This window comes from Agathobaculum sp. (assembly GCF_022775115.1).
In the GTDB taxonomy this organism is placed as follows: domain Bacteria; phylum Bacillota; class Clostridia; order Oscillospirales; family Butyricicoccaceae; genus Agathobaculum.
The window spans coordinates 49,318-73,110 of record NZ_JALFLA010000011.1 but is presented as its reverse complement, the minus strand read 5'-3'; the positions used below and the strand labels follow the sequence as shown (position 1 = coordinate 73,110).

The following is a 23,793-nucleotide window of genomic DNA, read 5'->3' as shown; positions in this document are numbered from 1 at the left end:
ATGCGCGCAAACGCAAACGGGACGGAGTGTAAAGCATGATTTTGCAACATATCAAAGATAAGCTGAACAGCGTCAAGCCGGGAATGCTGCTGCTGGGCATCGTGCTGGTGGTGTTTGGCGGCGGTCTGCTCGGCTATCTGGTGCGTCAGTTTTTGCGCAACATTCCGCGCATGATCGTGGGCGATGGTTTTCAGTTTGAGCCGTCCCTGCTGCTGCGCCCGGGCACATGGCTGCTGGGCTGGGGCCTGATAGGGCTGTTCTGGGGTATGCTGTGGCTGTGGCCGGCCGTGTTTAACGGCGGGGGCGCCGGCAAGGGGCTGCTGGGCGGCGGTGGAGACAGGAGCGTCGTTGGCGACAGCGCCTTGGAAAACGGCCGCTTTTTGACCGATAAGGAGCGCGATAAGTACTTCCCCGGCACGACCTACGACCACTTGCAGGAGATCAAGCAGGACGGCGTGCCTGTGCGCGCCGTGCTGGACAAAAAGGGCGAGCTGGAGGTCAATTTCCTCGGCGGCGCACATTCGCTGATTATCGGCGCCACCGGCTCGGGTAAGACGACCACCTTCATCAACCCTATGATCCAGCTGCTGGGTGCGACCAACTGCGGCTCGAGCATGATCATGACCGACCCCAAGGGCGAGCTGTTCTCGCTGCACTCCCGCTTTCTGAAGGAGCGGGGCTACGACGTGCTGCTGCTTGACCTGCGCGATACATACTCGTCCAGCCGGTGGAATCCGCTGGACAGCATCTGGGATATGTATCAGGAGTATGCCCACATGGGCGACGGTATCTGCGCCCACCGGGACGATATGGCGGCTTATCCTGGGCTGAAGCAGCCTGACGGCTCGGCAGCGCCCGGTGAGATCTGGGTCGAGTGGAACGGAAAGGCCTATGCCGACCCTACGCACTGTCAGGACGATATCACTGTGGCCAGACAGAAGATATACGACGAGATGTATGAAGACCTCAACGACCTGATTTCGGTCATCTGCCCGATTGAAAACGAAAAAGACCCCCTGTGGGAAAAGGGTGCGCGCTCGATCATCATGGCGACCTGCCTTGCCATGCTGGAGGACAGCGAGGACCCGCGCCTTGGCATGACCAAGGATAAATTCAACTTCTTCAATCTGAACAAGGCGCTGACCAACAGCGAAAATGAGTTCAAGGATCTGAAGGAGTATTTTGAGGGGCGCAATCCCCTGTCTCAAGCGGTGACGCTGAGCAAGCAGGTGCTTTCCGCCGCCGACCAGACCATGTCGAGCTATATGTCCATCGCGTTTGACAAGCTCAATATGTTCAACGACCGCGGCCTGTGCGGCCTGACCTCGGCGACCGATATCAATGCGGCGCAGTTCGCGGAAAAACCCACGGCGCTGTTTATGAAAATACCGGATGAAAAGGACACCCGCCACGGCCTTGCCGCCGTGTTCATCCTTTGTATGTACAAGGCGCTGATCAAGGTGGCCTCGGCGCGAGACGATCTGTCCCTGCCCCGGAACGTGTACTTTATTCTGGACGAGTTCGGCAATATGCCCAAGATCGAGAAGTTTGACAAGATGATCACCGTCGGCCGCTCGCGTAAGATCTGGTTCAACATGGTGGTGCAGAGCTATTCCCAGCTTAATAACGTTTACGGCGAGCAGGTGGCGGATATCGTCAAGTCCAACTGCGGCATGAAGATGTTCATCGGCTCGAACGATATCGGCACCTGTAAGGAGTTTTCCGAGCTGTGCGGCAACATGACCGTCAGAACGACCAGCACTTCCTCATCCCTTGGCAGCAAGGAGGGGGATGTGAACGTTTCTAGCCAAACCCAGACGCGGCCGCTGATCTACCCCAGCGAGCTGCAAAAGCTCAACAACAAGGAATCCACCGGCAACGCCATCATCGTGACCTTTGGCAACTATCCGCTGATGACCAAGTATACCCCCAGCTACCGCTGCCCGTTCTATCAAATGGGGCAGATGGATATGGACGATCTGCGCAATCATGTGTTCCGGGCGGATAGCGTGTATTACGACTTGGGCCGGCGCAATGACACCGTGCTGGGTGAGAGAGAGTGAGGAACCGCATGAGACGCAAAGAGGTCTTTTCACCCCTGATAGCGGCCGTATGGCTGCTGGGGGCGCTGTGCGCGCCGGCCGCTGCAATCGAATTTGGCTACACAGGCCCGATCGACTCGGAGACCGGCAGCCCGATGCGGTCGACGCAGGCAGAGGCTGTCGGCAATCAAGTACAGCTCTCCGACGGGGTGTATTTTAACCGGACGCAGCAAGGCTTTGTGTATGAGGTGCCCGGCGGGGGCAGCGTGCTGTGCACCGTTGCGGAGGGCATGGTGGTGCAGCAGGCCGTGCAGGTCGTGCCGGATCCCGGTGTGGAGGTCAAGCTGTACCGCAACGGCACGGTAGTCGAGGAGCCCAATCTGAGCAGTATCGAGGAAATAGGCGACTATATCGTCGAAACGGATGCCAATGGGCAGACGACCCAGCTGATCGCCTTCGCCATCGTGGGGGAGATTACCGGACAGCTGACAGGTTATATCATGCCCCGCAGCTTTGTTATCACCAGTGTGACACGGGATGATGAGCAGATCGGCTATGAGCGCGGCTATATCAGCATGGCGGAGGAGGGGCATTATGTGGTCGACTACCGCTGTGTTCCCAGCGGCCTGGACTACCAGCTTGACGTGGTCATTGACCACACGCCGCCTACGCTGGCGCTGGAGGCCGTAGAGAACGGCCGGGCCAGAGGCCCGGTGTCCATCGCAGATCTGGAAGAGGGCGTGAGCATCGGCATTACATGCAACGGGCAGCAGGTCGCCTACCGGAGCGAGCTGACCGAAATCGGCGATTACCAGATTGTGCTTATGGATAAGGCCGGCAATGTGAGCAGCTATGAGTTTTCCATCCTGATTTATTTTGATTTGAACAGTCTGGTCTTTTTGGGCATGGTGGCTGTTGTACTGGCAGCTATCGGCGTGTATATCATCGTTTCAAGAAAGAGGCTTAAGGTGCGCTGAGAACTTGTGCCCTTGATCCTTTTTTGGAGGGGAATACGGTATGAGCGAAATCTTAGGAGCAATTGGTGATGCGGCCAGCAGTGTGTTCGGCTTTATCGGAGACGGCATCGGCAGCATCATCAGCAATTTCTTTTACGGCATATTCTACCAGATCGGCACAGGCCTTTGCTGGATCATCAATGTGCTCGATCAGCTTTTCGCCGTCATGAGCGGCATCAGCCGGGTCAGCTACGGCGGGCGCAAGAGCTATTTGATGGAGGTGTTTTTCAACAACAGCACCATCGGGAACGCCTACTGGGGCATGGCGCTGATCGGCATCGTGCTGTGCTTTGTCTTTGCCATCATCGCAGTAGCCAAAAAGGCGCTCGATTCGGGGGATAAGATGCGGCAGTCCATGGGCGGCATCCTGACGAGCCTGTTCAAGGGTATCCTGATCATCATCAGCCTGACGGCGGTGATGAACATGGTTATGACGACCTCGGACGTGCTGCTGCGGCAGATCACCTATCTGTTTGACAATGCGGATACTTTGGATGAGGAGGACTCGATCACCTTTACAGACGACCAGTATGCCGCGATGGCGCGGGTGCTGGACACCATCGGCAACTATTCGCTCAATCCTTCCTATAACAGCCGATATAACCTCAACAGCTGCTATAACGATATCCGGGCAGATCTGCAATTTTTGACGCAGCGCGGCGTGTTCAACTTTCATTATGTGACGAATACCGAGAAGGGAGAATCATGGCAGTCGGCGCTGCAAAAAATCGTCAACGCGGCAGACCTGAGCCAAGACCTGAGCCTTGATATCTATAATGAATCGGTGTCCAACGCGCTGTTGTCCTGCATGAAGCTTTTGCAGACGGACTACTCTTTCGGCCCGCTGCAATCTTATGAGCGCCAGTATACAGGCAGCACCGCGAGCACCCCCTTGGATCGCATCATTTTTCTGATGTGTACGATGGACGCAGCCAAAAACCCTGCGTACAACCGGAACACCTCGCTGCGCGATCCGCTGCGCGGCGCGTATTATACAGGCGATAAGAGCATCTACAATTATGACGCTGTCTCGGCTGATTTCCGACTGGGCGAGATCGACTATATCGTGCTGTATATGGTGGCCTTTAAGCTCATCTGGGATCTGGCTGTTATCATCATCAATTGCGTGGCGCGTATCTTTAATATGGTGTTCCTCTACATCATCGCCCCGCCCTTCATCGCGGTAACCCCGCTGGATGACGGCGGAAAGATGAAGCAGTGGATAACGGCGTTTGTCATCCAGTGCTTCGGCGTGTTCGGCACGATCATAGCCATGCGGGTGCTGCTGCTGTTCATCCCGATCGTGATCGACAGCCAGCTGGTTCTGTTTGAAAGCACTGTGCTCAATCTGGTGGCAAAGGTGGTCCTGATCCTCGGCGGCATGTCGACCGCCAAGCGCGCCAGCGGCGTGATTACCGGCATTCTGGCGGATAACGCAGGCACACAGGCCATCATGGCCGGCAGCATGGACGACTCTGTCCGCACGGGCATGAGCCGTGCGCGCGGTATGGCAGGCGGTATCGCGGGCAGCGTTGTGGGCACTGCGATGAGCGGGGCCGGCAAGCTGGCTAAGAGTGTGGTCGGTATGTTCGGTCAGAGTAAAGAGGGCGGCAGCGACTCGGGTGGCAAAGACGCGGAGAAACTGCCGGAGAAGAGCTCCGAAGGGCAAAGCCCCGAAGCGCAGAGACGTATCGCGGGTATGCGGAGTCTGGTAGCTTCCGGGCAACTCAGCATCGGCGGTCAGTCTGTTGTCGGAGCCTCCCAAAAGGGTTTGCAGGCCCTGAGCGAAATAACAGCCAAGGGAGGGCACAACAGACGAGATCTCAAGAAGAATGCCGCGCGCCTGCAGTCGCTGGTGGATAGCGGTGACATCACCCTTGGTCAGCCCGGTGGCCGGTCAGGCGGCTGGTCAGGCGGCTGGTCTGGTGGAGCTTCTGGTGGGACTGCCGGTTGGCCCGGTGGGAATCCCGGCGGGGCCGGACAAGGAGACACAAGTGAGGCAGTTCCTCAGAACGCTCCTACATCGGAAGATACGGCCCGTGACGAGGGACTATCGTGGCTGCCTGATGGCGACGTGCTGACGGCCGAGCGCTTCACCCCGCCGCGGGAGGACAGCGCGCAGGGCGGGCAGCAGGACGAGGGACTGTCGTGGCTGCCGGATGGGGACGTGCTGACAGCCGAGCGTTTTACAACGCAGAGCAGCGCGGAGCACCTCAGTCAGAGTGATTCCTCGATCAACGACGTGGGCAGGGCGTCCGATGTGAGCGGCAGGGGCAGTATGAACAGCTCCGGGGCATTGCCCAGCAAAACGCCGCCGCCGCCGCGGCCTGTCAAGCAGGGCGACGATTCCCCGTCCCGGTAGAACCTGAAGTAAGGGGCGGGCGTAAAATAATAAAGCAAGGTGGTGGCAGCTCTACATGAGGCTGATTCCCGGGAAAACAAAAGTACAGGTCGAACTGTTCAAGGGCATCACACTGGCGGATATGCTGGTGTGCGGCGTTGCCATGCTCATGGCGGTGTTTGTGCTGCTCTCCAGCTTGCCGGGCAAGGTCTATATCCTGTCGGGCATCGGCGTTCTGGCGGCTGGTCTGCTGGCGCGCTTGGATACAGTGCCGAATTACATCTACCTGATGCATATCCTGCGCCATTTCGGGTATACCCGCCGTTTTGGCAGGCTGTATGATGATGCGATGCTTTTGGAGGGACAGTCTGAGGAAGCAGCCTTTGACGAGCTGTTCAGCGAGCGCATTGCGGTGGAGGAATCCCCGCGAGAGCGCAAAAAACGCGAAAAGGCCGAGGCCGCCCTGCGAAAAAAAGAGGATAAGCTGCTGGCAAGCAGCAAGGTTTCCGAAGAGGAGAAGGCGCAGATATTGGAGCGCCGCGCGGCGGCCGAGGAGGAGGAAGCCGCGTGGCAGGCCTATTGGGAGCAGATCGGACTCCAATCGGAGGAGCAGTTTACAGTAAGCAAAAAAGAGCAAAGAGCGCAGCAAAGGGCAAAAAAACGCGAGCGCAAGCAGGAGGATAGGCTGCTCAAGAGCAAGGATGTCTCTGAGGAGGAAAAGGAGGCCATCCGGCAAAAGCGGGCGCAGGCGGCTGAGCAGGCCGCCCGCAAGCTGGCCGAGGCCAAGGACGCAGCCGCCAGCCGCGTTTCGATGGATCAGCTCATTGCCTTTACTGATATCAAGGATAACCTGATCGAGTACGGCGGCAACTATTACGGTGCGGCGCTGGAGATTCCGCCGGTCGAGTTTCGGTTTTTCAGCCCGTACCGGCGCAGCCGGTCGATCGAGGGCGGTCTCGGGCGGGTGCTGCGCTCGATTAACGCCGAGTATTCAGCCAATATCGTCAAGATCGAGCGGCCGATCATCTATGACCGTTATTTGCAGTTGGAGTACGACCGGCTGGATGACCTGAAGGCCTCCTTTGAAAACGGTATGCTCAGCGAGGACGAGTACAAGGCGCGGGTAGAGATCATGTACGACCGCATCAATGAGGTGCGCAGCCTGTGCTATGATGATAAGGTGATCGAGCCGTTTTACTATCTGGTGCTGTTTGAGAGCGACAAGCGGCAGATGAACAACCAGATTAACTCCGCCATGGAGACGCTGCGCGCGGCTGAGATGTCGCCCAAGCGGCTGAACACCAAGGAACTGGCGGTTTTTCTGAAATATGTAAACCAGCTCGACTTTGATGAGCGGGAGATCGAGCGCATCGCGCCTGAGGATTACGCCCAGTGGGCGATGCCGAGGACGGTGGATATCAAGCCACGCACGGTCGAGGTCAACCACATCATCACCCACAATATGCGCTTGGTGACCTATCCCACGGTGGTAGGCGATGCTTGGCTTGCCGGCGTCATGTCGATGCCGGGCACCAAATGCGTGGTCAAGTGCCGCCCGATGGATCGCACCAAGGCCATTCGGGGCATCGACCGCTCGCTGCAGGAGCTGCGCGGGCAGTATATGGCCACCGGCGTGGACTCCCGCCGCATGGAGCTGCAAAGCCACATCGAGACGCTGGGAGAGCTCCTTTCCACCCTCCAGCAGGACAACGAATCCCTGCTGGAAGTGAACGTGTATGTAACAGCCTATGACATCGCAGCCACCCGCGCCAACCACCACCTCGTGCAGCCGCCGCGGTCGGAGCTGTCTGTCATTACGAATATGAAAAAGACGGTCCGCCGCGTTTATCAGGAGAGCGGCTTCCGTCTGAACAATATGGAATTTGACCAGATGCAGGCTTTTATCGGCGCGCAGGTCAGCGGGCTTGACCCCCTGTGCCGCCAGAGCCGAGGCATTCCCAGCAATTCTTTGGCAGCCTGCTATCCGTGGATCTACGCCCATGTATCCGATCAGGGCGGCATCAAGCTGGGCGCAAGCGGCGGGATTCCGGTGTTCATCGACTTCTTCCGCCGGGACAGCGAGCGTGTCAACAGCAACATGGTCATCGTGGGCAAATCCGGCTCGGGCAAATCCTACGCTACCAAGAGCCTGCTGGCCAATCTGGCCGCCGAGGACTGCAAAATCTTCATCCTTGACCCGGAAAACGAGTACACCGAGCTGGCGGATAACCTGCACGGCAAGTTCATCAACGTGGGCAATGCCCAGCATGGGCGGCTCAACCCCTTCCATATCATCACCGCGCTCGACGATGACGAAACCGACGGCGCGATGGTGTCCGGCAGCTATGCCACCCATCTGCAATTTCTGGAGGAGTTTTTCCGCCAGATACTGCCGGACTGCGACAAGGATGCGATGGAGTATCTGAACAACCTCATCGACCGGATGTACACCAACCGCGGCATCACGGCGGAGACCGACCTGTCCAAGCTGAGACCCGAGGACTACCCGGTGTTCGACGACCTGTACGACGCTGTGCTGGCCGAGTTCCAGCAGACGGACAACGAGTATATCCGCACCCTGCTGCGCACGCTGATGAACTATGTCGCCAAGTTCTCTACCGGCGGGCGAAACGCGAACATCTGGAACGGCCCGTCCACCGTCACCACGGACGAGAACTTCACGGTGTTCAACTTCCAGAGTCTGCTGGCCAACCGCAACAGCACCATCGCCAACGCGCAGATGCTGCTGGTGCTCAAGTACATCGACAATGAGATCATCAAGAACCGGGACTACAACACCAAATACGGCCTCAAGCGCAAGGTCGTGGTGGTCATCGATGAGGCGCATGTTTTCATCGATACCAAGTTCCCGGTGGCGCTCGACTTTATGTTCCAGCTGGCCAAGCGCATCCGCAAATACAACGGTATGCAGATCGTCATCACCCAGAACATCAAGGACTTTGTGGGCAGCGAGGAGATCGCCCGCAAGTCCACCGCCATTATCAACGCCTGTCAGTACAGCTTCATTTTTGCCTTGGCGCCCAACGATATACAGGATCTGTGCAAGCTGTATGAAAAGGCGGGCGGCATCAACGAGGTGGAGCAGGAGCAGATCACCTCGGCGCCGCGTGGGCAGGCGTTTACCGTCATGAGCCCGACCAGCCGCTCCACCTTTAAGGTGGAGGTGCCCGAGGATGTGGTGTCCATGTTTCAGGAGCGGGACTACCAGAGCCGGTATTTTGCCGGTGCGGAGGGGGCCCGGCTCTGGGAGAGAACGGTGGGTGCGAGCCGGGAGAAATATCTGGAGAAAAAGCGCGAGCGGCGGAACGAGAACGAGCAAGCCGCATCTGCGGCGCAGCCTCGCCGCCGCGTGACCTTTGTAGAAACAGAGGAGCAAGCGCCGGCTCCGGTCAAGGCGGCCGTCACTCTGCAGGAACGCACCGCTCCGACCGAAGCGGCTGTCACCGTGCAGGAGCACGTTGCCCAGCCGCAGCCTGCCGCTGCGGTACAGTCGGCTTCTGAAGCCGAGCAGGCGCTGACCGACCTGCTGGGACGCTTCAGCTATGACGCGATCCTGCGGGAGATACAGCGCAGCGTCCAGACAGAGGTCGAGCGCGTCGCGTCGCTGCATCCGGGCTTTGCACCCGTAGCCGAGGCGGAATCTGTGCCTGCACCCGCAGCCGAGCCTGCTCCCATAGCCGAGCCTGTGCCCGCACCTGAACCTGTGTCTGCGGCGCAGGCTGCGCCCGCATCCGAGCAGCCGCCCATAGGGCAGGCGGCTCATGCGGACGAGGAGCGCGCGCAGGCCGCAAGGCAGACAGCGTGGCCTGCGCCAGAGGAGCGCGAAGCGCCCTTGGCGGACGCAGAGCAGGCCGCCGAACAGCCGTCGGAGGACGAGGAGCTTGACATTGTGTCGCTTCTGCAATCGAGCACGGGTGAGATCAGCGTTCCGTCGCCCATCGAAATGATGGAGGTATACGACGAAAAGGTGCTGAACATTACATTTGAGGAGCTGGCAGAGTACAATCAAAAGCGGCTCAAAGAATACGGAAAGTGAGTGTGCAACTATGAATATTCAACTCATCAATCATGGGACGGAGGGCGAGCTGCTGCTCGACGGACGTCTCGATTCTATGACCGCGCCGGAGACCGAGGAGATCTTCGGGCAGATGGCCGAGCGCTTTGCCTCCCTGACCCTAAACATGGAAAAATTGGAGTATATATCCAGCGCGGGACTGAGAGCGCTCAAGATCCTGCATATGACCATGCGGAAAAAGGACGGCACACTGGTGCTGACCCATGTCAACAAAATGGTCATGGAGGTTTTTGAGATGACCGGCTTTGCCGGACTGCTCAAAATCGTGTGACAAAGCAAGCCGTGCGCGGCACGCAGAAGGACGGAGGAAACAAAATGGGCGGACGGAGAAAAGAGAAAAAGCAGCGGACGCGGTGCATCATAGCGCATTGGGCTGCCCGTTTTCTGGCAGTGCTTGCGTCTGTGGCGGCGCTGAGCCTCAGCGCATATGCGCTCAACGGCGCGGTGGATGACAATACCTATGCCTTGCAGGTAACGACCGGCGCGGTCAGCGCAGACGAAAATCTGGCCGAGGAGGTACAGTATTTCAAAATCATCTATGAGGATGTGGACGGCCATATCCGAAGCCACCGCATCTTCCCGGGTGAGGGTGAGCTCAGGGATTCTATGGATTGGGCGGTAGAGCAAGGCGCCGCCGGGGCAGACGCCGCGCAGGCTGACACGGCGGAGGCGCTGTCTGCGGCGCGCGGTGCCTTCGCCAAGCAGCTCGGCTATTCGATCTCGCGGGATGACACCCCCTTTCAGCCCTATTACACGGATACTTATTTTTTCCAGCCGCTGAAAAAAGTCAAGGGCATCCAGAAGGTGGAAATACTGACCCGGGATACAGGTACATGGAGCTGCCAAGCGCTGCGCGTCTATCAGGTGAACGCGGTCAATGGAGTCGGCATGTATGGCTATGTCTCCAGCCAGCAGTACGCCGATTTTGAAGGAACACTGATCGCAAAGATGGAGAAGGGTGTAAGCTTCAGTTGGCCGGTCGACCGGATGCACCGCATCGTGCCGGACGGCAGAGGTGACGCCGTGCTGACAGCGGCGGAGGAGACGTACAGCACCGCATCGACCGAGCGTGTGTTCCGTCTGGATATCGCCGACCAATATGGTGCGGGGATCCGGGCGATGGGCAACCGCACCGGCGCCGGAATGTTCGACGCACAATTCGGTGAAGCCGCGGCGCTGGGGCTTCGCTATCAGGATGCTTATGGCGCGACGCGCGAGATATATGTGCCGGTGGTGCTCGGCGCGCAGGGTTTTGCCTTGGAGCAGGGCGTATCCGGGACGGAAAAGCTGTCCGGCCTCGCCCAGCAGGGCGATACACTGGCGCTGGCCGCGTCCCTGCCGGATTTCGCGTCGCTGACATCAGTTGAGCTGCGCTACGGCACACAGGCGGCAGTGTCCGTCACCGGCCTTGCGCAGAGTGCCCCCGCCGCGCGCACGGTTTTGCCGGCGGCGCAGGCCGGCGCGAATGTGGATACGCTGTATCTGATCGGCATGTCCATATATGACCCACAGACAGCGCAGATCACCGTTGCGATCGAGGATACCATGCTGCGTCCCTCGTTTGCGGGTGAGCCTGTCAGCTATTACCGTGCGCCCACCGTGCAGGGCGTGGCCGTCGCGCCAGTGGCGGACGGGCAGCGGGGGACAGAGCTGCCGATGACGCCCTATGAGACAGGCGCAAGGACGCTGCCCGAGAACAAAGAGGAGCGGTATCTGGTCGTGCTGCAAACGGATGATGCCGCGCTTGCGGGCACCAAGGGAGAGCTGAGCCTGATACTGAGCTACAATGATCTCGAGGGCAAAAGCCTGAACAGCGCCCCACTCGACCTGACAGAAGCGGTGGATGAATACTACGGCGAATACCCCGGCACAGCAAAGGGCTTCATGTATCGCGCCGGTATGAAGGCGGGCGGTACGCTGTATTTTACCGTGTCACTGCAAAATGTGGATATATTTACCGGCGCGAAATTTAATTTGAAAAACACAAACGATGATTGGCAGCTCAAAGCATTGGAGATCCATCGGCTCGACCTGCTGGAAAGCCGCTCGGCCGCGTGGCAGAGCGTGACCGACGGCATTGACACCTCGGACCGGCTGTATTTCCGCAATTGGAGCGGCAAGCAGATGCTGCGGCTCGAGCAGAAGGTGTTGGTCGAGCCGGGCGATATGCGGACGGTAAGCTTTACCTCGGACAGCACCATGCAGATTCAGGATACACAGGAGGACTGGTCGCAGTACCGGTACTCGATGGATTATGAAACGACGCAGACGCTCGGGCGCTTTGCGAAGAACCGGCATACCTATATCGTTGCGGTCAAGGTAGCGGACGATATGGTCACAAACGGCAGCTACGGTGATTCCGGCTCGAAAAACCAGTTTTATTTCCAGCTCGTGTTTGAAAACGGCAAGAGCGGCTATGTGCTGGCCAACCAGCAGCTGTCCGCCGACGGCTTCCGCACCGGCTATGAGGAGACCCTCGTTATCAGCACCAACCGCGATTTGGGCGAGCTGACCGCGGTCAGGATACTGCCGGAGGACACGGCTGACAGCAGCGATGTGTTCGACAAACTGAACATCGAAAAGATCAGCGTCCGCAAGCAGACGGCCGAATCCACCAGCCGCCAGTGGGTGGTGGGCAATGTCGGCTGGATCGACATCAACTATCAGGACCAGGCGGCCGGCAGCACGGCGATGGGATATCGCGGCCGATCTGCGGCCGAGTTAGTCAGAAGCTACCGAGTTGATTACAGCTCTTACGTGGTCAATCTGGAGTTCTCGATCACCACCGGCGCTTACACGAAAACCGACAGTAAGACCGATCCGCAGTTTGTCGGACAGCTGTTCGGCGAGCTGAGATACTATGACGGCAACGGACAACTGCGCCGGATGACCTTTGACGCGATACAGGCCATGTATGACTACATGGGTAAAAAGAAGAACTACCCGGATGAGAACAGGCAGTTGGCGCAGTATCTTTATCCGAATAAGGCCGAGAGCGATCCGGCGCTGATGTTCCGAGCCGATCATACTGACCGCTTTATCCTCAGCATTGACGATGTATCGCAGGTGGTGGGCGTTAGCCTGAAGGCGCGCAGCACAACGGTCACCACATGGAACATTAAGGCCGTGTCTGTTTCCTTGGTGGGCGCGGGCGGCAGGCGCATGATCAACGTAAACGATGAGTACGAGTGGGTCAGCTCGACTGAGGTGCAGCCGCTCTGCACGCACACCAGCACGGGCAATATCCCGTATACCACGTTTCTGGCCATGAATCAGGACAATGAGATCGACATCTCCTTCACAGAAAACAGGATCTATCAGCAAAGCGGAGAGTCCGGGCAAATCACCACCCTGCCGCCGCGCGCGCCGCAATCCATCAACGATACCCTCAACGTTTATGTGTATATGAGCGAGGACAGCCCGGCGGTGAACGCCTACACCATGTACGCGACCGCGCAGTACGGCAGAATCTATGAGGGGCTTTATCAGGTGTCCCGCGAGCTGGCGCCCGCAGGCGGCGGGGACAAAAAGATGCTCGCCGCGCTGGGGCTGGAGGTTTCCGGCATCAGCACGCTGAACAACTTGTCGCTGAAGGCCGAGCTCAAGGATGACCGCTCGGTGGCGCTGGTCAAGGTCGATCACGCGGTAGTGCAGCAGGTGCGCGCGGGTGTGGTGATCGATACCTACTATCTGAACTTCGATGGCTTAAATGCGTCGCTCAGGCCGATCAGTGCAAAGCCGGAGGCGAAGAAAGACGGCGTTGGCGCCAAGCAGGTGGTGACGCTGTCCTTCGGTGAGGGCACACAGAACACATGGCTCAGGCCGGAGGAGCACGACGCCGCAGTCGCGCTGCGCTACACCACCACCAACGATGCGGGGCGGCAGGAATACGAATCGGCCTATATTTTCCTGACAGACCAGAACTACACCGACCTGCGGGCGGGCAAAACGGTCGAGCTGATATTTGAGGAGCCATATGTCAAGGAGATAACGGGTATCAAGCTGCGCGGCACAAGCAATCTGGTGGCAACGGTCAATGCAGCCACGGCAGCGCTGTACGAGGTTAATGAAAAGGCCGGCAGCGAGCGCCTGAGCGCGTGGTTCAGCTTTGCGGATGGCAAGACGCTGCGCACGATTGATCAGGTGATGGCGTGCACCAGCCAGACGACCGGCGAGAACGGCACAGTGGGGCAGCTTACCCTCAGCTTTACCGTGCCGCAGCTGGAGCAGACGCCCGCCGCAGCGGACAATGCCACCGGCGCAGTCGGTATGCGCCTGAGCTACCGGGATGTCAATGGCGTCAATAAGGAACTGCCGGTCATCCGCGATATCCGCGACTATGCCGAAAAGGGAAGCAATGCCTTTACGCCCGGCAGCACAGTGACCATCCGCTTGCTGATTCCCGGGGTAGAGGAGCTGCGCTGGATCAGCCTGAGCCCGACGGGTGAAAACGGCGGCGCCGCGCCGCTCGCGCTGAGCAAGGTGTCCGCTGTGCTGCGAATGGGTGACAAGGAGATCAACTATCAGCGTGATCTGCAAAGCTGGAACACATCAGAGCGCATCGGCCTGTCCGCCATCCGCGTCAGCGCGGCTGCGGTCACAAAGAGCCTGTCAAGCGGCGAGGAGACGCGCGTGAGCGCGGAAAACGGGACGGTCAGCCTGCTGGTGGAAAGCGGGCAGGAGGTGACGATCACCCCGGCTGTTCAAGGCTCGACCACGGGCTATACCATCACTGCGGTGCAGCGTTTGGGAGAGTACACCAAGAGTGCGGCAGGCGCGCTCGAGCAGAGCGGCAATACCGTGCGCTTTAAGGTAACGAATGAGTCCGATCAGCTCACCGCCTATTACCGGATCACCATCTCGTCTGACGAGGTGCCGATGATGCAAGCTGTGCTGGAAATCGCCGTTGAGCCACGCACCAAGGCCGGGCAGACCACGCCGACCGACCCGGCTGCGCCGACCGACGACCCGGCTGCGCCGACCACACCGACTGACCCGGCTGCACCGGCTGAAAACGCCACGGCAGGGGGAGGCGCCTCCGATCAGACGAAAAACACATTTGATCCGGAGAACGCCCCAGTGCCCGCGCCAGCCGCGTGAGGAATCGAACCGCATGAAGCAAGCCGCTCTCCCGTACCGGAGGATTTCGGTGCGGGAGAGCGCTGGTGTTAAGGAGGATGCTTTGTGAAAAAATGGGTTATGATATGGATGGCGTTGAGCCTGACCCTGCTCACTGCCTGTGGAAGCGGGCGGGGCGGTCAAGGCTCGGCACACCCCTATGCTTGGAAGGAAAAATCGGATGGCAGCGTGCAACTGACTATCCAAGGCGCGCCGGAGGACGGCTTTCACTGGCTGGTCGGGGGCACGGAGGACGGCACCATCCAAGTGGAAAGCGTGGAGGACGGCACGAACGGGCAGGCCGTGTTTTCTATCACAGGTCAGGGCTTAGGCAACGGAGCCGTGACCTTCACCTGCCGGCGGGAGAGCGCGCCGCAGGAGCTGCGCTTTCAGATCACCATGACGCTGCAAACCACCCAAAAGGAAAAGCTGAAGGTGGTGGACACGGTGTATATCGAGCAGCAGCCGGCCGTGGTTGCGGGAGAAGATGGCCCTGTGCCCTACACCCTGTACACGGATGAGCAGGGTAATTTCACCATACACCTGCAAAGCGGTGAAAAGCCGTATATATGGGAGTCGATAGGCTATGACGATACGCTCCTCCAACTTGTGTCTCAGGTATATGATGAGAGCGGGTGCACATTGCGCATGACCGGCCTTAAGGCGGGGCAGACCGCACTTGTGGTGTATGATCTGGAGCAGGATTTTGGCATCCGCCTGCAACTGACCGTAGGCGAGGATGGCGCGGTCACTGTAAACGAGCATCAGGCCGGGTCTTATGACATACCGGCTGACCAGATACCCGGCATGCAGGAGCTGAAGGCATTGGTGGGTGACTTTTCGCTGCCTGAGGGCAGCCGCGTGCTCTCTTGCATGACGGCAAACTGGAACGGTGGCGGGACTGCCGACCACGGTCAGCTGCGGCTGGTATGGGACGAGACAAGCTGGCTCTGTATCGTCAGCAAGAGCCTGCCGCTGGATACGCTGCGGCAAACCTATGCGCAAGATGGCGGAACACGGACGGAAACGATGGTTGGCGGATACCCGGTGACGCTGTACAGCACGGAAATTGAGCAGACTGCCCTCTGGACCGACGAGCAGGGGCGCAGCTTCGCTCTGACCGCGCTGGCAACCGGTACACAGGAGAAGCTGCTGCGCGCGGCGGAGAGCATGATAGGAGCATCGAATGCAGGAGAAGGCTGAGATTCGCAGAATATTGCTGGGCAAGACCGTATGGACAGCAGACGGCAGGCTGGCCGCGCGCGAGCGAGGACGGCTGGCTCTGCCGCAGGGCGTGGTCAATGGCAGCGGCGCGGTGCGCTTTTTCGGACTCAGTAGGCGCCAGCGCAGTTATCGCCTGCCCGATAAGCTGCCGCGTGACCGAATCGAGCAGCTTTTGTGCGGCATAGGCAGAGCGGTAGCTCTTGCGCAAGCGCCGGGGGTCTGCGCATGTCTGTGCCGAAATGCCGTGATGGATCCGGTGCTGCTGCGGGTGGAGCAAAACGAAATGGTGCTGCAGGTGACGGCCTTCACAGGAAGAACGCCTTGGGCGGGGCTGCTCTGCCGGCGGGCATTGGATGCCCTTGAACAGGAGCTGCCGGAGGGTGCAGAGCGCATCGAGGAGGAAGTCCAAAAGCAGTCCGCCCCGCGCAAGAAGGCCGCAAAAGAGGACGCGCCGCAAAAGAAGCGCGCGCCCCGCGAGAAACCGGTGCGGAAAGAGGGCAAAAAAGGGGCGAAAGGCGGCAGACACCTGAAGCGGTGAGGCGGGCGCGGCGGAAAGCCGGGTACTCTCCGCGGCCGGATGATAAAACGCATAGACACATGGAAGAAGCCGCCGTATGTACATACGGCGGCTTTGCGCTATCCTAAAGCAGCGAATTGGATGCCCTGCAACCTACAGAAGCGGTAGGATGCCCAGTCCGATCACATCCGCAATGGAGTGGGAAAGCATATACGGATACAGGTTTTCGCCCTTTGTTCTGAAAAAAATGTAGTACACCAACCCAACGCCGAGGCCGATGCCTAGCGCCGCAGGCAAGCCCTGATAGGTGTGGAAAGAAACGCGCACGAGCAGGGCGTAAACCAACGACAGCGGCTGGTACGGCTGGGCAACGGCGGTGCATATGCCGAGGAAAAAGATTTCCTCATAAAAGCCGTTGAGCAGCGAAAAAACAATAAGGCTGAGGTCGATTTCCCCCAGCAGCATGGTCAACCCACCCGTGCCGATGGACGCGCTGACTGCCGGCCAGCCGTAGGCGATAATGCTGATGATGTCCATCAGCAAGGCAAGCCCCAGAAATAAGGCGGCCGCGAACAGGGTGCCTTTCCATGTGACCTGATACTTCCATTGTGAAAAATCGAATCTTCTGACCTTCAAATAGAGAAAAGCAATGGCCAGCTCGAACGACTGCACCACGATTGCGTAAATATTATCGTCTGCTGAAAACTGCGCACCCTGCGCCAGTGCATTGGGATCGGACGTCAAAAAGATTTGCGTGGAATTCCAGATAGCGCTGCCAAACAGGATCAATGTGACGATGGCAATATCCCACCAGCGCAGATAGTGTTTTTTATTCGTCAAGGCAAAACTCTCCCTCAAAGTGGTTATGATATCTCACGCGGCACGGCTTTTGACTTGCTCCACCCGGCCTGCCGGTCAGTCGGGTGCTTCGAGTTTACGGAGCAGCATTTCATCCTGCGCGGTGCGCGGGGTGAACCGCGCGTACAGGTCAGGGCGGTCGGCCTTGGTGCGGCGCAGGCTCATCTCGCGCCGCCACGCTTCTATTTTGGCATGATGGCCGGAGAGCAGCACCTCGGGCACGGCGCGGCCGCGCCAATTTTCCGGACGGGTGTACTGCGGGTGCTCCAAAAGGCCCTCCCAGTGACTTTCGGCGGTGAAGGCATCCTCGTCCGGCAGCACGCCCGGCACCATGCGGCACACCGCGTCGGCTACGGCCATGGCCGGTATCTCACCGCCGGTCAGCACAAAATCACCGATCGAGATCTCCTCGTCCACGCACTGGTCGATAAACCGCTGGTCAACGCCCTCATAGTGTCCGCAGACCAAAATGAAGCGCCCCTTGGCGAGCAGGGCGCGCGCCTTGTCCTGATCGAACGGCCGCCCCTGCGCGGAGAGAAACACCGTGTGGACGGGTGCGCCCGCGCAGAGCGCCTGATGGCACAGGTAGAGCGGCTCGGCCAGCATGACCTGTCCGCGTCCGCCGCCGTAGGGCGCATCGTCCGCCTTGTGGTGCTTGTCCGGCGCAAAATCGCGGATGTTGGTCGCGCGCACCTCGACAAGCCCCTTGTCCTGCGCGCGGCCGATGATGCTCTGCCGCATGACTGCGTCGATCATCTCCGGGAATAGCGTCATAATGTCGATCCTCATTCGACCAGACCCTCGATGCTTTCGATATAGATGATGCCGGCGTTCATGTCGATCTCCTTGAGAAAGGGCTTGGCTGCGGGCACATAGATGAGCCGCCCGTTTTCGCCCTCGATCTCGTACAGATCGTGCGCCGCGCCCGAGGTGAGCACATCGCGCACGCGGCCGATCACGCGGCCTGTGCGCAGGTCATGCACCTGAAAGCACAGGATGTCCTGAATGAATACGAGGTCATCTGGGAGCGCAACATCGTCCCGGTCAAGGTAGAGCACGCGGCCGCGCAGCGTCTCGGCGGCTTCGAGCGTGTCCACGCCCGAGAGGTGCATGAGCACGATGTTTTTGTGTACCTGCGCCTTTTGCACATGGACAGGCGTTTGCTCCTCAAAATAGAGCGTGTCAAAGTCACACAGCACCGCGGGGCTGTCGCACCAGCTTTGCACTTTCAGGTCGCCGCGCACGCCGTGCGTGCCGACGATTTTGCCGGCCTCTAAAAATTTTTTGGGCATAGTGAGTGAAAACCTCCAAGCGAAAGATGCGCCAGAGGGCGCGTAATAATAAAATCGCCGCGATGCGGCGATTTTCAGCGGTCAACGCCGTGCGGCGTGTGCAATAGAAAACCGCGAAGCGGTTTTGGTAAAAAGCCCGGGCGAAGTGCCGGGCTTTTTACGCGGGGCGAAGCGGCGTAAGTGCCCTTAGCGCCTGCGCCGCCGTCAGTCGAGAATATCGACGGTCACACGTTTGTTTTCACGATTGCCTGCCGCTTTCATGAGTGTGCGGATTTCCTTTGCGATGCGGCCGTGACGGCCGATGACGCGACCCATGTCTCCCGGCGCTACGCGCAAAGAGAAGGTGACGTTATCGCCGTCGATCTCCTCGGTAATGGCAATCGCATCCGGCTCGGAAACCAGATTTTTGACAATATAGGTCAACAATTCCTTCATTTGGACCACCTCACTCAGTTCAGCACGCCGGCTTTCTTCAGGATGCCGCGAACGGTATCGGTCGGCTGAGCGCCATTCTTGATCCACTCCTGCGCGCGCGCAGAGTCAACGGAAACAGTGGCGGGCTCGGTCAGCGGATTGTAGGTGCCGATCTCCTCGATGAAACGGCCGTCACGCGGGTAACGGGAGTCCGCAACGACGATGCGGTAGAACGGAGCCTTCTTTGCGCCCATGCGGCGCAGTCTGATCTTTACCATGGATGATTCACCTCCTTAAAATAGAAATGATCTATTGTAAATTACTTTACAAGCATAAGGAACAGGGCGGCAACACATTCAGAAGGGCAGCTTCAGCCCACCCAGACCGGGAAAACCCCGGCGCTTTTTTTTGCCCTTGCCGCGCGCCATGCCGCTGAGCTGGCGGGTCATTTTCTGCATGGCCTCAAACTGCTTTAAGAGCTTGTTGACTGCCTCGACCGTCAGTCCGCAGCCACGGGCAATGCGTTTTTTGCGCGAAAAATTGATGATGGAAGGGTTATCCCGCTCCTTCGGGGTCATGGATTGAATGATGGCCTCGGTGTGCGCCATCTGCTTTTCGTCCACCTTGGCGCCCGCGAGCGCCTTGGCGTCCACGCCGGGCAGCATACCGAGCATTTCCTCCATCGAGCCCATCTTTTTCATCTGCTGCAGCTGATCGTAGAAGTCGGTCAGCGTCAGCTTGCCGCTCATCAGCCGCTTGGCGGCCGAGGCGGCCTGCTTCTGGTCGATGTTCTGCTGCGCTTTCTCGATCAGCGTCAGCACGTCGCCCATGCCGAGGATGCGGCTGGCCATGCGGTCGGGGTGGAACGGCTCGATATCGCCGAGCTTTTCGCCCGTGCCGATAAATTTGATCGGCTTGCCGGTAACGGCCTTGACCGAAAGCGCCGCGCCGCCGCGGGCGTCGCCGTCGAGCTTGCTCATCAGCACGCCGTCGATGCCGAGCGCTTCGTCAAAGGTTTGGGAAACGGTGACCGCGTCCTGTCCGGTCATCGCATCTACGACGAGCAGGATCTCGGTCGGCTTGACAGCCGCCTTGATGCGCTTGAGCTCGTCCATCAGCTTTTCGTCGATGTGCAGCCGGCCGGCGGTGTCAAGAAAGACAAGGTCGAAGCCGTTTCTGCGCGCAAAGTCAACGCCGTGCTGCGCGATCTCGACGGGGTCGCCCTGCCCCTCGTCATATACCTTGATATCCAGCTGGCGACCGACCACCCCAAGCTGTTCGATCGCGGCGGGACGGTATACGTCGCACGCGACGAGCAGCGGGCGGCGCTGCTGCTGGCGGCGCAAGAGACTGGCCAGCTTGGCGCAGTTGGTCGTTTTGCCCGCGCCCTGCAGGCCGACCATCATGACGATCGTCGGCGGGTTGGGCGCAATGGTCAGGCGGGTCGTCTGCCCGCCGAGCAGGGCGGTCAGTTCCTCGTTAACGATTTTGATAACCTGCTGCGCGGGGGACAGGCTTTCGAGAATTTCAGTATCGGTCGCCTTTTCGGTGACCGCTTTGATGAAATCCTTGGTGACCTTGAAGTTTACGTCGGCCTCAAGCAGCGCCATGCGGATCTCGCGCATCGCGTCCTTGATATCGCCTTCGGTCAGCCGCCCCTTGCTGCGCAGCCCCTTGAATGCGGATGAAATTTTTGTCGTCAGGCCCTCAAATGCCATCGGAAGCCTCCTGTTGAAGCGCGGCCAGCAGCGCGGCCATACGGTCGGCGATCGCCGCCGCCTCGCTGCTGTGGAGTGTACCGTCGTTGAGTGCGCGCAACGCCGCGACCTGCTGTGCAAGGCCGCGCGCGCATTTTTCGGCCATGCCGAAGCGCCCGACCAGACCCAGCCGCCGCTCCATCTCGCCCAGCGCGTGTTCGGCGCGCTTGATGCTGTCCCGCACGCCTTGGCGGGTGATGCCCGCGTGCTCGGCGATCTCGGCAAGCGAAAGGTCCTCGTTGTAATACAGATCGAACAGCTCGCGCTGCTTGGGGGTGAGCGTCTCGCCGTAAAAGTCGAACAGCAGGCTCATTTCGAGCGGTTTGCCTTTCATCGGCGTGCCTCCCTAAAGGTGTAAAGCGTTTTGCCTTTACATGGAACGGGACTATTCTACCGCATAACCGGCTCTTTGTCAAGAGAAAATAGTGATAAAGCGATAAAATGAAAGGCGCACTGTGGAAGCTTTCACAAAAGTCCATTTACACCTACTGCCATTTAATGCTATAATAAAAACCCATGGAAAAATTTTTCCGGAAACGAGGAAGTCTATGCAACAGGTGACCCGAACAATATTGAGCGAGGGCGTGGGGCTGACCTGCGTGACCACCGCCAAATTCAAGCGGGCGGTGCTGCGCGCGGTTTTGCTGCTGCCGCTTGGCGGGGAGGACGCCGCGCTGCGTGCCGTGCTCCCGCAGGTGCTGCGGCGCGGCACGCGCACGCTGCCCGATCTGCGCGCCATCGGCGCGGCGCTGGACGAAAAGTACGGCGCGCGCATCGAGTCTGCCGTGCGTAAGGAGGGCGAGACGCTCGCGGTCGGCTTTCTGTCCGACTGCATCGACGAGGCCTGCGCGCCCGGCGCGGACGGCCTGACCGCGTCGGTGATCGAACTGCTGGCTGCGCTGCTGTACGACCCCTGCCTGACGGACGGGGCGTTCCGCGCGGACTACACGGCGGCCGAGCAGCAAAACCTGCTTGACCGCATCGCGGCGCAGAAGAACGACCCGCGCGCCTATGCCCCCAAGCGGTTGACCGAGCTGATGTGCGCGGACGAGGTCTACGGCCTGTCTGCCCTCGGCACGGCTGAGCAGGCAGAACAGATCACGCCGCAGGCACTGTACGCCGCCTACCGCCGCGCGCTGGATGAGGCGCGCATTGAGCTGTTTTACTGCGGCACGATGCAGCCGGAGGCGGTCGCGTCCCTGTTTGCCGCCGCGCTGCCCGCTCGGCTCGCGCAGGCGGAGACGTACACGCCCCATACCGTGGTGCGCGCGCGCCCCGCGGAGGCCGCGCGTGAAATCGTCGAGGAGGAGCCGGTCGGACAGGGCAAGCTGTCGCTTGGCTTTCGCACGGGGGGCGCCAGCCTGACGGGCGGCGATCCGGTCGCCTACTGGCTGTTTCAGACGGTCTACGGCGGCTCGACCAGCGCCAAGCTGTTTCTGAACGTGCGGGAGAAAAAGTCGCTCTGCTACTACGCGAGCGCGCAGTTTATGGCGCACAAGGGGCTGCTGCTGGTCAACTCCGGCATTGAAAATAAGGATTTCGCTGTCGCGCGGGACGAGATCCTGCATCAGCTTGCGCTGTGCCGGCAGGGCGATATCACCGGGGAGGAGCTTGCGGCGGCGCGCGCCGCGCTCATGACCGGCTGGCGCGCGATGCTGGACGACCCGCTTGCGCTCGAGCGGTACTGGCTGGCGCAGGCGGTCGCGGGCACGCAGATATCGCCCGAGGCGCGCATCGAGCAGGTGCGGCAGGTCACGCAGGAAGCTGTCGTGCAGGCCGCGCGGGACACGACGCTCGACACCGTGTATTTTATGAAGGGGGCGGGCAAATGAACAAGCACTACCCCGCGCTGAATGAGCGCGTACAGAGCCGCACGCTGGATAACGGCTTGCGCATCTGCTATATCCCCAAAGAGGGCTTTGGCAAGACCTTTGCCATTCTGGCGACCGATTACGGCTCGGTCGACACGTCCTTCACCATAGACGGCACACGGTATGACACACCGGCAGGCGTGGCGCATTTTTTAGAGCACAAGATGTTCGAGGACAAGGACGGCAATGCGCTGCAAAAGTTCGCGGCGACGGGCGCAAGCCCGAACGCCTTTACCAGCCAGACGATGACGGCCTATCATTTTTCCTGCACCGACCGGTTTATGGAAAACCTGACGATCCTGCTCCAATTTGTGTTCACGCCGTATTTCACTGAGGAGAATGTCGCCAAGGAGCGCGGCATCATTGGGCAGGAGATCGGTATGATGGAGGACACACCCGGCTGGCAGGCCTTTACCGGCCTGTTTGAGGGGCTGTTCCGCACGCACCCTGTTCGCGTATCCATCGCGGGCAGCGTGGACAGCATCGCGCAGATCACGCCGAATACGCTGTATGCCTGTCACCGGGCGTTTTACAGCCCGAGAAATATGGTGCTCGTCGTGTGCGGCACAGCCGACTTTGACGAGGTCTGCCATCTGGCCGCGCAGTATTCACCGCAGGATGCGCCTGCGGTCGGCCGGCGGGACTACGGCACGCGCCGTGATACAGTCAACGCGCCGCTGGTCACGCGCGGTATGCAGGTGTCGCAGCCGCAGTTCCTGCTCGGCTTTAAGGACGCGCCGCGCGGGGCGGACGAGAGCCGCCTGCGCCGTCAGCTGACCGGCGAGCTGGCCGTGCGCATCCTGTGCGGCGATACCGCACCGCTTTATGCAAGACTGTATGAAAAGCGGCTCATCGGCCGCGATTTTGACACCGATTACACGCTGATACCCGAGGGTGCGGCCGCGATCCTCGGCGGTGAGAGCCGCGACCCTGCCGCCGCGCGGGAGGAGATCGAGCGGGAGGTGGCACACCTTGCGCGCGAGGGCGTGGACAAAGCGCTGTTCGACCGCATGAAAAAGGCGCTATACGGTCTGCATCTGCGCGCACTCGATTCGCCTGAGGGCTACGCCCGGCGGCAGGCTACGGCGGTTTTCGCAGGCGAGGATTATCCCGATTTCGCGGCGCAGCTGGAGACTGTCGACCCGGATGACGTACAGGCCATGTTCGCCCGTTGGGCGCAGGGCGAGCGCTCGTCGATGTCGGTCGTCACGCCGCGGCAGCAATAAAGGCAGCAAAGGAAGACACAG

Annotated in this window: 17 protein-coding genes; 10 read left to right on the top strand and 7 right to left on the bottom strand. The window is 59.8% G+C overall.

The annotated features are described in order from the left end of the window. The first annotated feature begins 35 nt into the window (after positions 1–35). The 8 genes from MR935_RS01635 (at position 36) to MR935_RS01600 (ending at position 16,375) form a co-directional block, all read left to right on the top strand. Positions 36–2,063, top strand: coding sequence for a type IV secretory system conjugative DNA transfer family protein (locus MR935_RS01635; protein WP_290570456.1), 2,028 nt, complete (start codon positions 36–38; stop codon positions 2,061–2,063). 8 nt (positions 2,064–2,071) lie between these two features. Continuing rightward, a complete protein-coding gene (locus tag MR935_RS01630; protein WP_290570454.1) occupies positions 2,072–3,019 on the top strand; it encodes a hypothetical protein in 948 nt (315 codons plus the stop codon). 40 nt (positions 3,020–3,059) lie between these two features. Next, positions 3,060–5,420: an Mbov_0396 family ICE element transmembrane protein gene (locus tag MR935_RS01625; RefSeq protein ID WP_290570452.1), complete on the top strand. Its 2,361-nt coding sequence runs from the start codon at positions 3,060–3,062 to the stop codon at positions 5,418–5,420. Between the two features lie 55 nt (positions 5,421–5,475). After that, positions 5,476–9,456 carry a TraG/VirB4 family ATPase gene (locus MR935_RS01620; protein ID WP_290570450.1) on the top strand — a complete coding sequence of 1,327 codons (3,981 nt, stop codon included), beginning with the start codon at positions 5,476–5,478 and terminating at the stop codon, positions 9,454–9,456. A 10-nt stretch (positions 9,457–9,466) separates the two neighbouring features. Next, the gene (locus MR935_RS01615; RefSeq protein ID WP_290570448.1) at positions 9,467–9,766 is read left to right on the top strand and encodes an STAS domain-containing protein; all 300 of its coding nucleotides are present in this window, start codon (positions 9,467–9,469) and stop codon (positions 9,764–9,766) included. A gap of 44 nt (positions 9,767–9,810) precedes the next feature. Then, on the top strand, positions 9,811–14,595 hold the full coding sequence (locus MR935_RS01610) for a hypothetical protein (RefSeq protein WP_290570446.1): 4,785 nt from the start codon (positions 9,811–9,813) through the stop codon (positions 14,593–14,595). An 84-nt stretch (positions 14,596–14,679) separates the two neighbouring features. Then, the gene (locus MR935_RS01605; protein ID WP_290570444.1) at positions 14,680–15,816 is read left to right on the top strand and encodes a hypothetical protein; all 1,137 of its coding nucleotides are present in this window, start codon (positions 14,680–14,682) and stop codon (positions 15,814–15,816) included. Then, on the top strand, positions 15,800–16,375 hold the full coding sequence (locus tag MR935_RS01600) for a hypothetical protein (RefSeq protein WP_290570442.1): 576 nt from the start codon (positions 15,800–15,802) through the stop codon (positions 16,373–16,375). Before MR935_RS01605 ends, MR935_RS01600 begins: the two co-directional genes overlap by 17 nt. Before the next feature lie 132 nt (positions 16,376–16,507). Here the strand turns inward: MR935_RS01600 and MR935_RS01595 are convergent, their stop codons facing one another. The 7 genes from MR935_RS01595 to ylxM form a co-directional block, all read right to left on the bottom strand. Beyond that, on the bottom strand, positions 16,508–17,194 hold the full coding sequence (locus MR935_RS01595) for a CPBP family glutamic-type intramembrane protease (protein WP_290570440.1): 687 nt from the start codon (positions 17,192–17,194) through the stop codon (positions 16,508–16,510). A gap of 75 nt (positions 17,195–17,269) precedes the next feature. Beyond that, positions 17,270–18,001, bottom strand: coding sequence for a tRNA (guanosine(37)-N1)-methyltransferase TrmD (trmD, locus tag MR935_RS01590; RefSeq protein ID WP_290570438.1), 732 nt, complete (start codon positions 17,999–18,001; stop codon positions 17,270–17,272). Beyond that, positions 17,998–18,504 carry a ribosome maturation factor RimM gene (gene rimM, locus MR935_RS01585; RefSeq protein WP_290570436.1) on the bottom strand — a complete coding sequence of 169 codons (507 nt, stop codon included), beginning with the start codon at positions 18,502–18,504 and terminating at the stop codon, positions 17,998–18,000. Before rimM ends, trmD begins: the two co-directional genes overlap by 4 nt. 204 nt (positions 18,505–18,708) lie before the next feature. Then, the gene (locus tag MR935_RS01580; protein WP_031476974.1) at positions 18,709–18,939 is read right to left on the bottom strand and encodes a KH domain-containing protein; all 231 of its coding nucleotides are present in this window, start codon (positions 18,937–18,939) and stop codon (positions 18,709–18,711) included. 14 nt (positions 18,940–18,953) lie between these two features. Further along, entirely contained in the window at positions 18,954–19,196 is a 243-nt protein-coding gene (gene rpsP, locus MR935_RS01575; RefSeq protein WP_290570433.1) for a 30S ribosomal protein S16, read from the bottom strand. Positions 19,197–19,274: 78 nt separating this feature from the next. Next, entirely contained in the window at positions 19,275–20,636 is a 1,362-nt protein-coding gene (gene ffh, locus MR935_RS01570; protein ID WP_290570431.1) for a signal recognition particle protein, read from the bottom strand. Then, a complete protein-coding gene (gene ylxM, locus MR935_RS01565) occupies positions 20,626–21,009 on the bottom strand; it encodes a YlxM family DNA-binding protein (RefSeq protein WP_290570429.1) in 384 nt (127 codons plus the stop codon). Before ylxM ends, ffh begins: the two co-directional genes overlap by 11 nt. Before the next feature lie 214 nt (positions 21,010–21,223). On the opposite strand from ylxM, the gene yfmF reads away from it, so the two are divergent. Together yfmF and yfmH are read left to right on the top strand one after the other, a co-directional pair. After that, positions 21,224–22,507, top strand: a complete 1,284-nt coding sequence (gene yfmF / locus MR935_RS01560; protein WP_290570428.1) for an EF-P 5-aminopentanol modification-associated protein YfmF — start codon at positions 21,224–21,226, stop codon at positions 22,505–22,507. Further along, the gene (gene yfmH / locus MR935_RS01555) at positions 22,504–23,772 is read left to right on the top strand and encodes an EF-P 5-aminopentanol modification-associated protein YfmH (RefSeq protein ID WP_290570426.1); all 1,269 of its coding nucleotides are present in this window, start codon (positions 22,504–22,506) and stop codon (positions 23,770–23,772) included. Before yfmF ends, yfmH begins: the two co-directional genes overlap by 4 nt. Positions 23,773–23,793 lie beyond the last annotated feature (21 nt).

What these genes read in the sequence shown, in the direction of transcription:
- MR935_RS01615 (WP_290570448.1), top strand. Translation starts at nt 9,467, where the DNA reads ATGAATATTCAACTCATCAATCATGGGACGGAGGGCGAGCTGCTGCTC.
- trmD (WP_290570438.1), bottom strand. Translation starts at nt 18,001, where the DNA reads ATGAGGATCGACATTATGACGCTATTCCCGGAGATGATCGACGCAGTC.
- MR935_RS01635 (WP_290570456.1), top strand. Translation starts at nt 36, where the DNA reads ATGATTTTGCAACATATCAAAGATAAGCTGAACAGCGTCAAGCCGGGA.
- MR935_RS01625 (WP_290570452.1), top strand. Translation starts at nt 3,060, where the DNA reads ATGAGCGAAATCTTAGGAGCAATTGGTGATGCGGCCAGCAGTGTGTTC.
- ylxM (WP_290570429.1), bottom strand. Translation starts at nt 21,009, where the DNA reads ATGAAAGGCAAACCGCTCGAAATGAGCCTGCTGTTCGACTTTTACGGC.
- MR935_RS01630 (WP_290570454.1), top strand. Translation starts at nt 2,072, where the DNA reads ATGAGACGCAAAGAGGTCTTTTCACCCCTGATAGCGGCCGTATGGCTG.
- rpsP (WP_290570433.1), bottom strand. Translation starts at nt 19,196, where the DNA reads ATGGTAAAGATCAGACTGCGCCGCATGGGCGCAAAGAAGGCTCCGTTC.
- MR935_RS01580 (WP_031476974.1), bottom strand. Translation starts at nt 18,939, where the DNA reads ATGAAGGAATTGTTGACCTATATTGTCAAAAATCTGGTTTCCGAGCCG.
- rimM (WP_290570436.1), bottom strand. Translation starts at nt 18,504, where the DNA reads ATGCCCAAAAAATTTTTAGAGGCCGGCAAAATCGTCGGCACGCACGGC.
- MR935_RS01610 (WP_290570446.1), top strand. Translation starts at nt 9,811, where the DNA reads ATGGGCGGACGGAGAAAAGAGAAAAAGCAGCGGACGCGGTGCATCATA.
- MR935_RS01600 (WP_290570442.1), top strand. Translation starts at nt 15,800, where the DNA reads ATGCAGGAGAAGGCTGAGATTCGCAGAATATTGCTGGGCAAGACCGTA.
- yfmF (WP_290570428.1), top strand. Translation starts at nt 21,224, where the DNA reads ATGCAACAGGTGACCCGAACAATATTGAGCGAGGGCGTGGGGCTGACC.
- yfmH (WP_290570426.1), top strand. Translation starts at nt 22,504, where the DNA reads ATGAACAAGCACTACCCCGCGCTGAATGAGCGCGTACAGAGCCGCACG.
- ffh (WP_290570431.1), bottom strand. Translation starts at nt 20,636, where the DNA reads ATGGCATTTGAGGGCCTGACGACAAAAATTTCATCCGCATTCAAGGGG.
- MR935_RS01620 (WP_290570450.1), top strand. Translation starts at nt 5,476, where the DNA reads ATGAGGCTGATTCCCGGGAAAACAAAAGTACAGGTCGAACTGTTCAAG.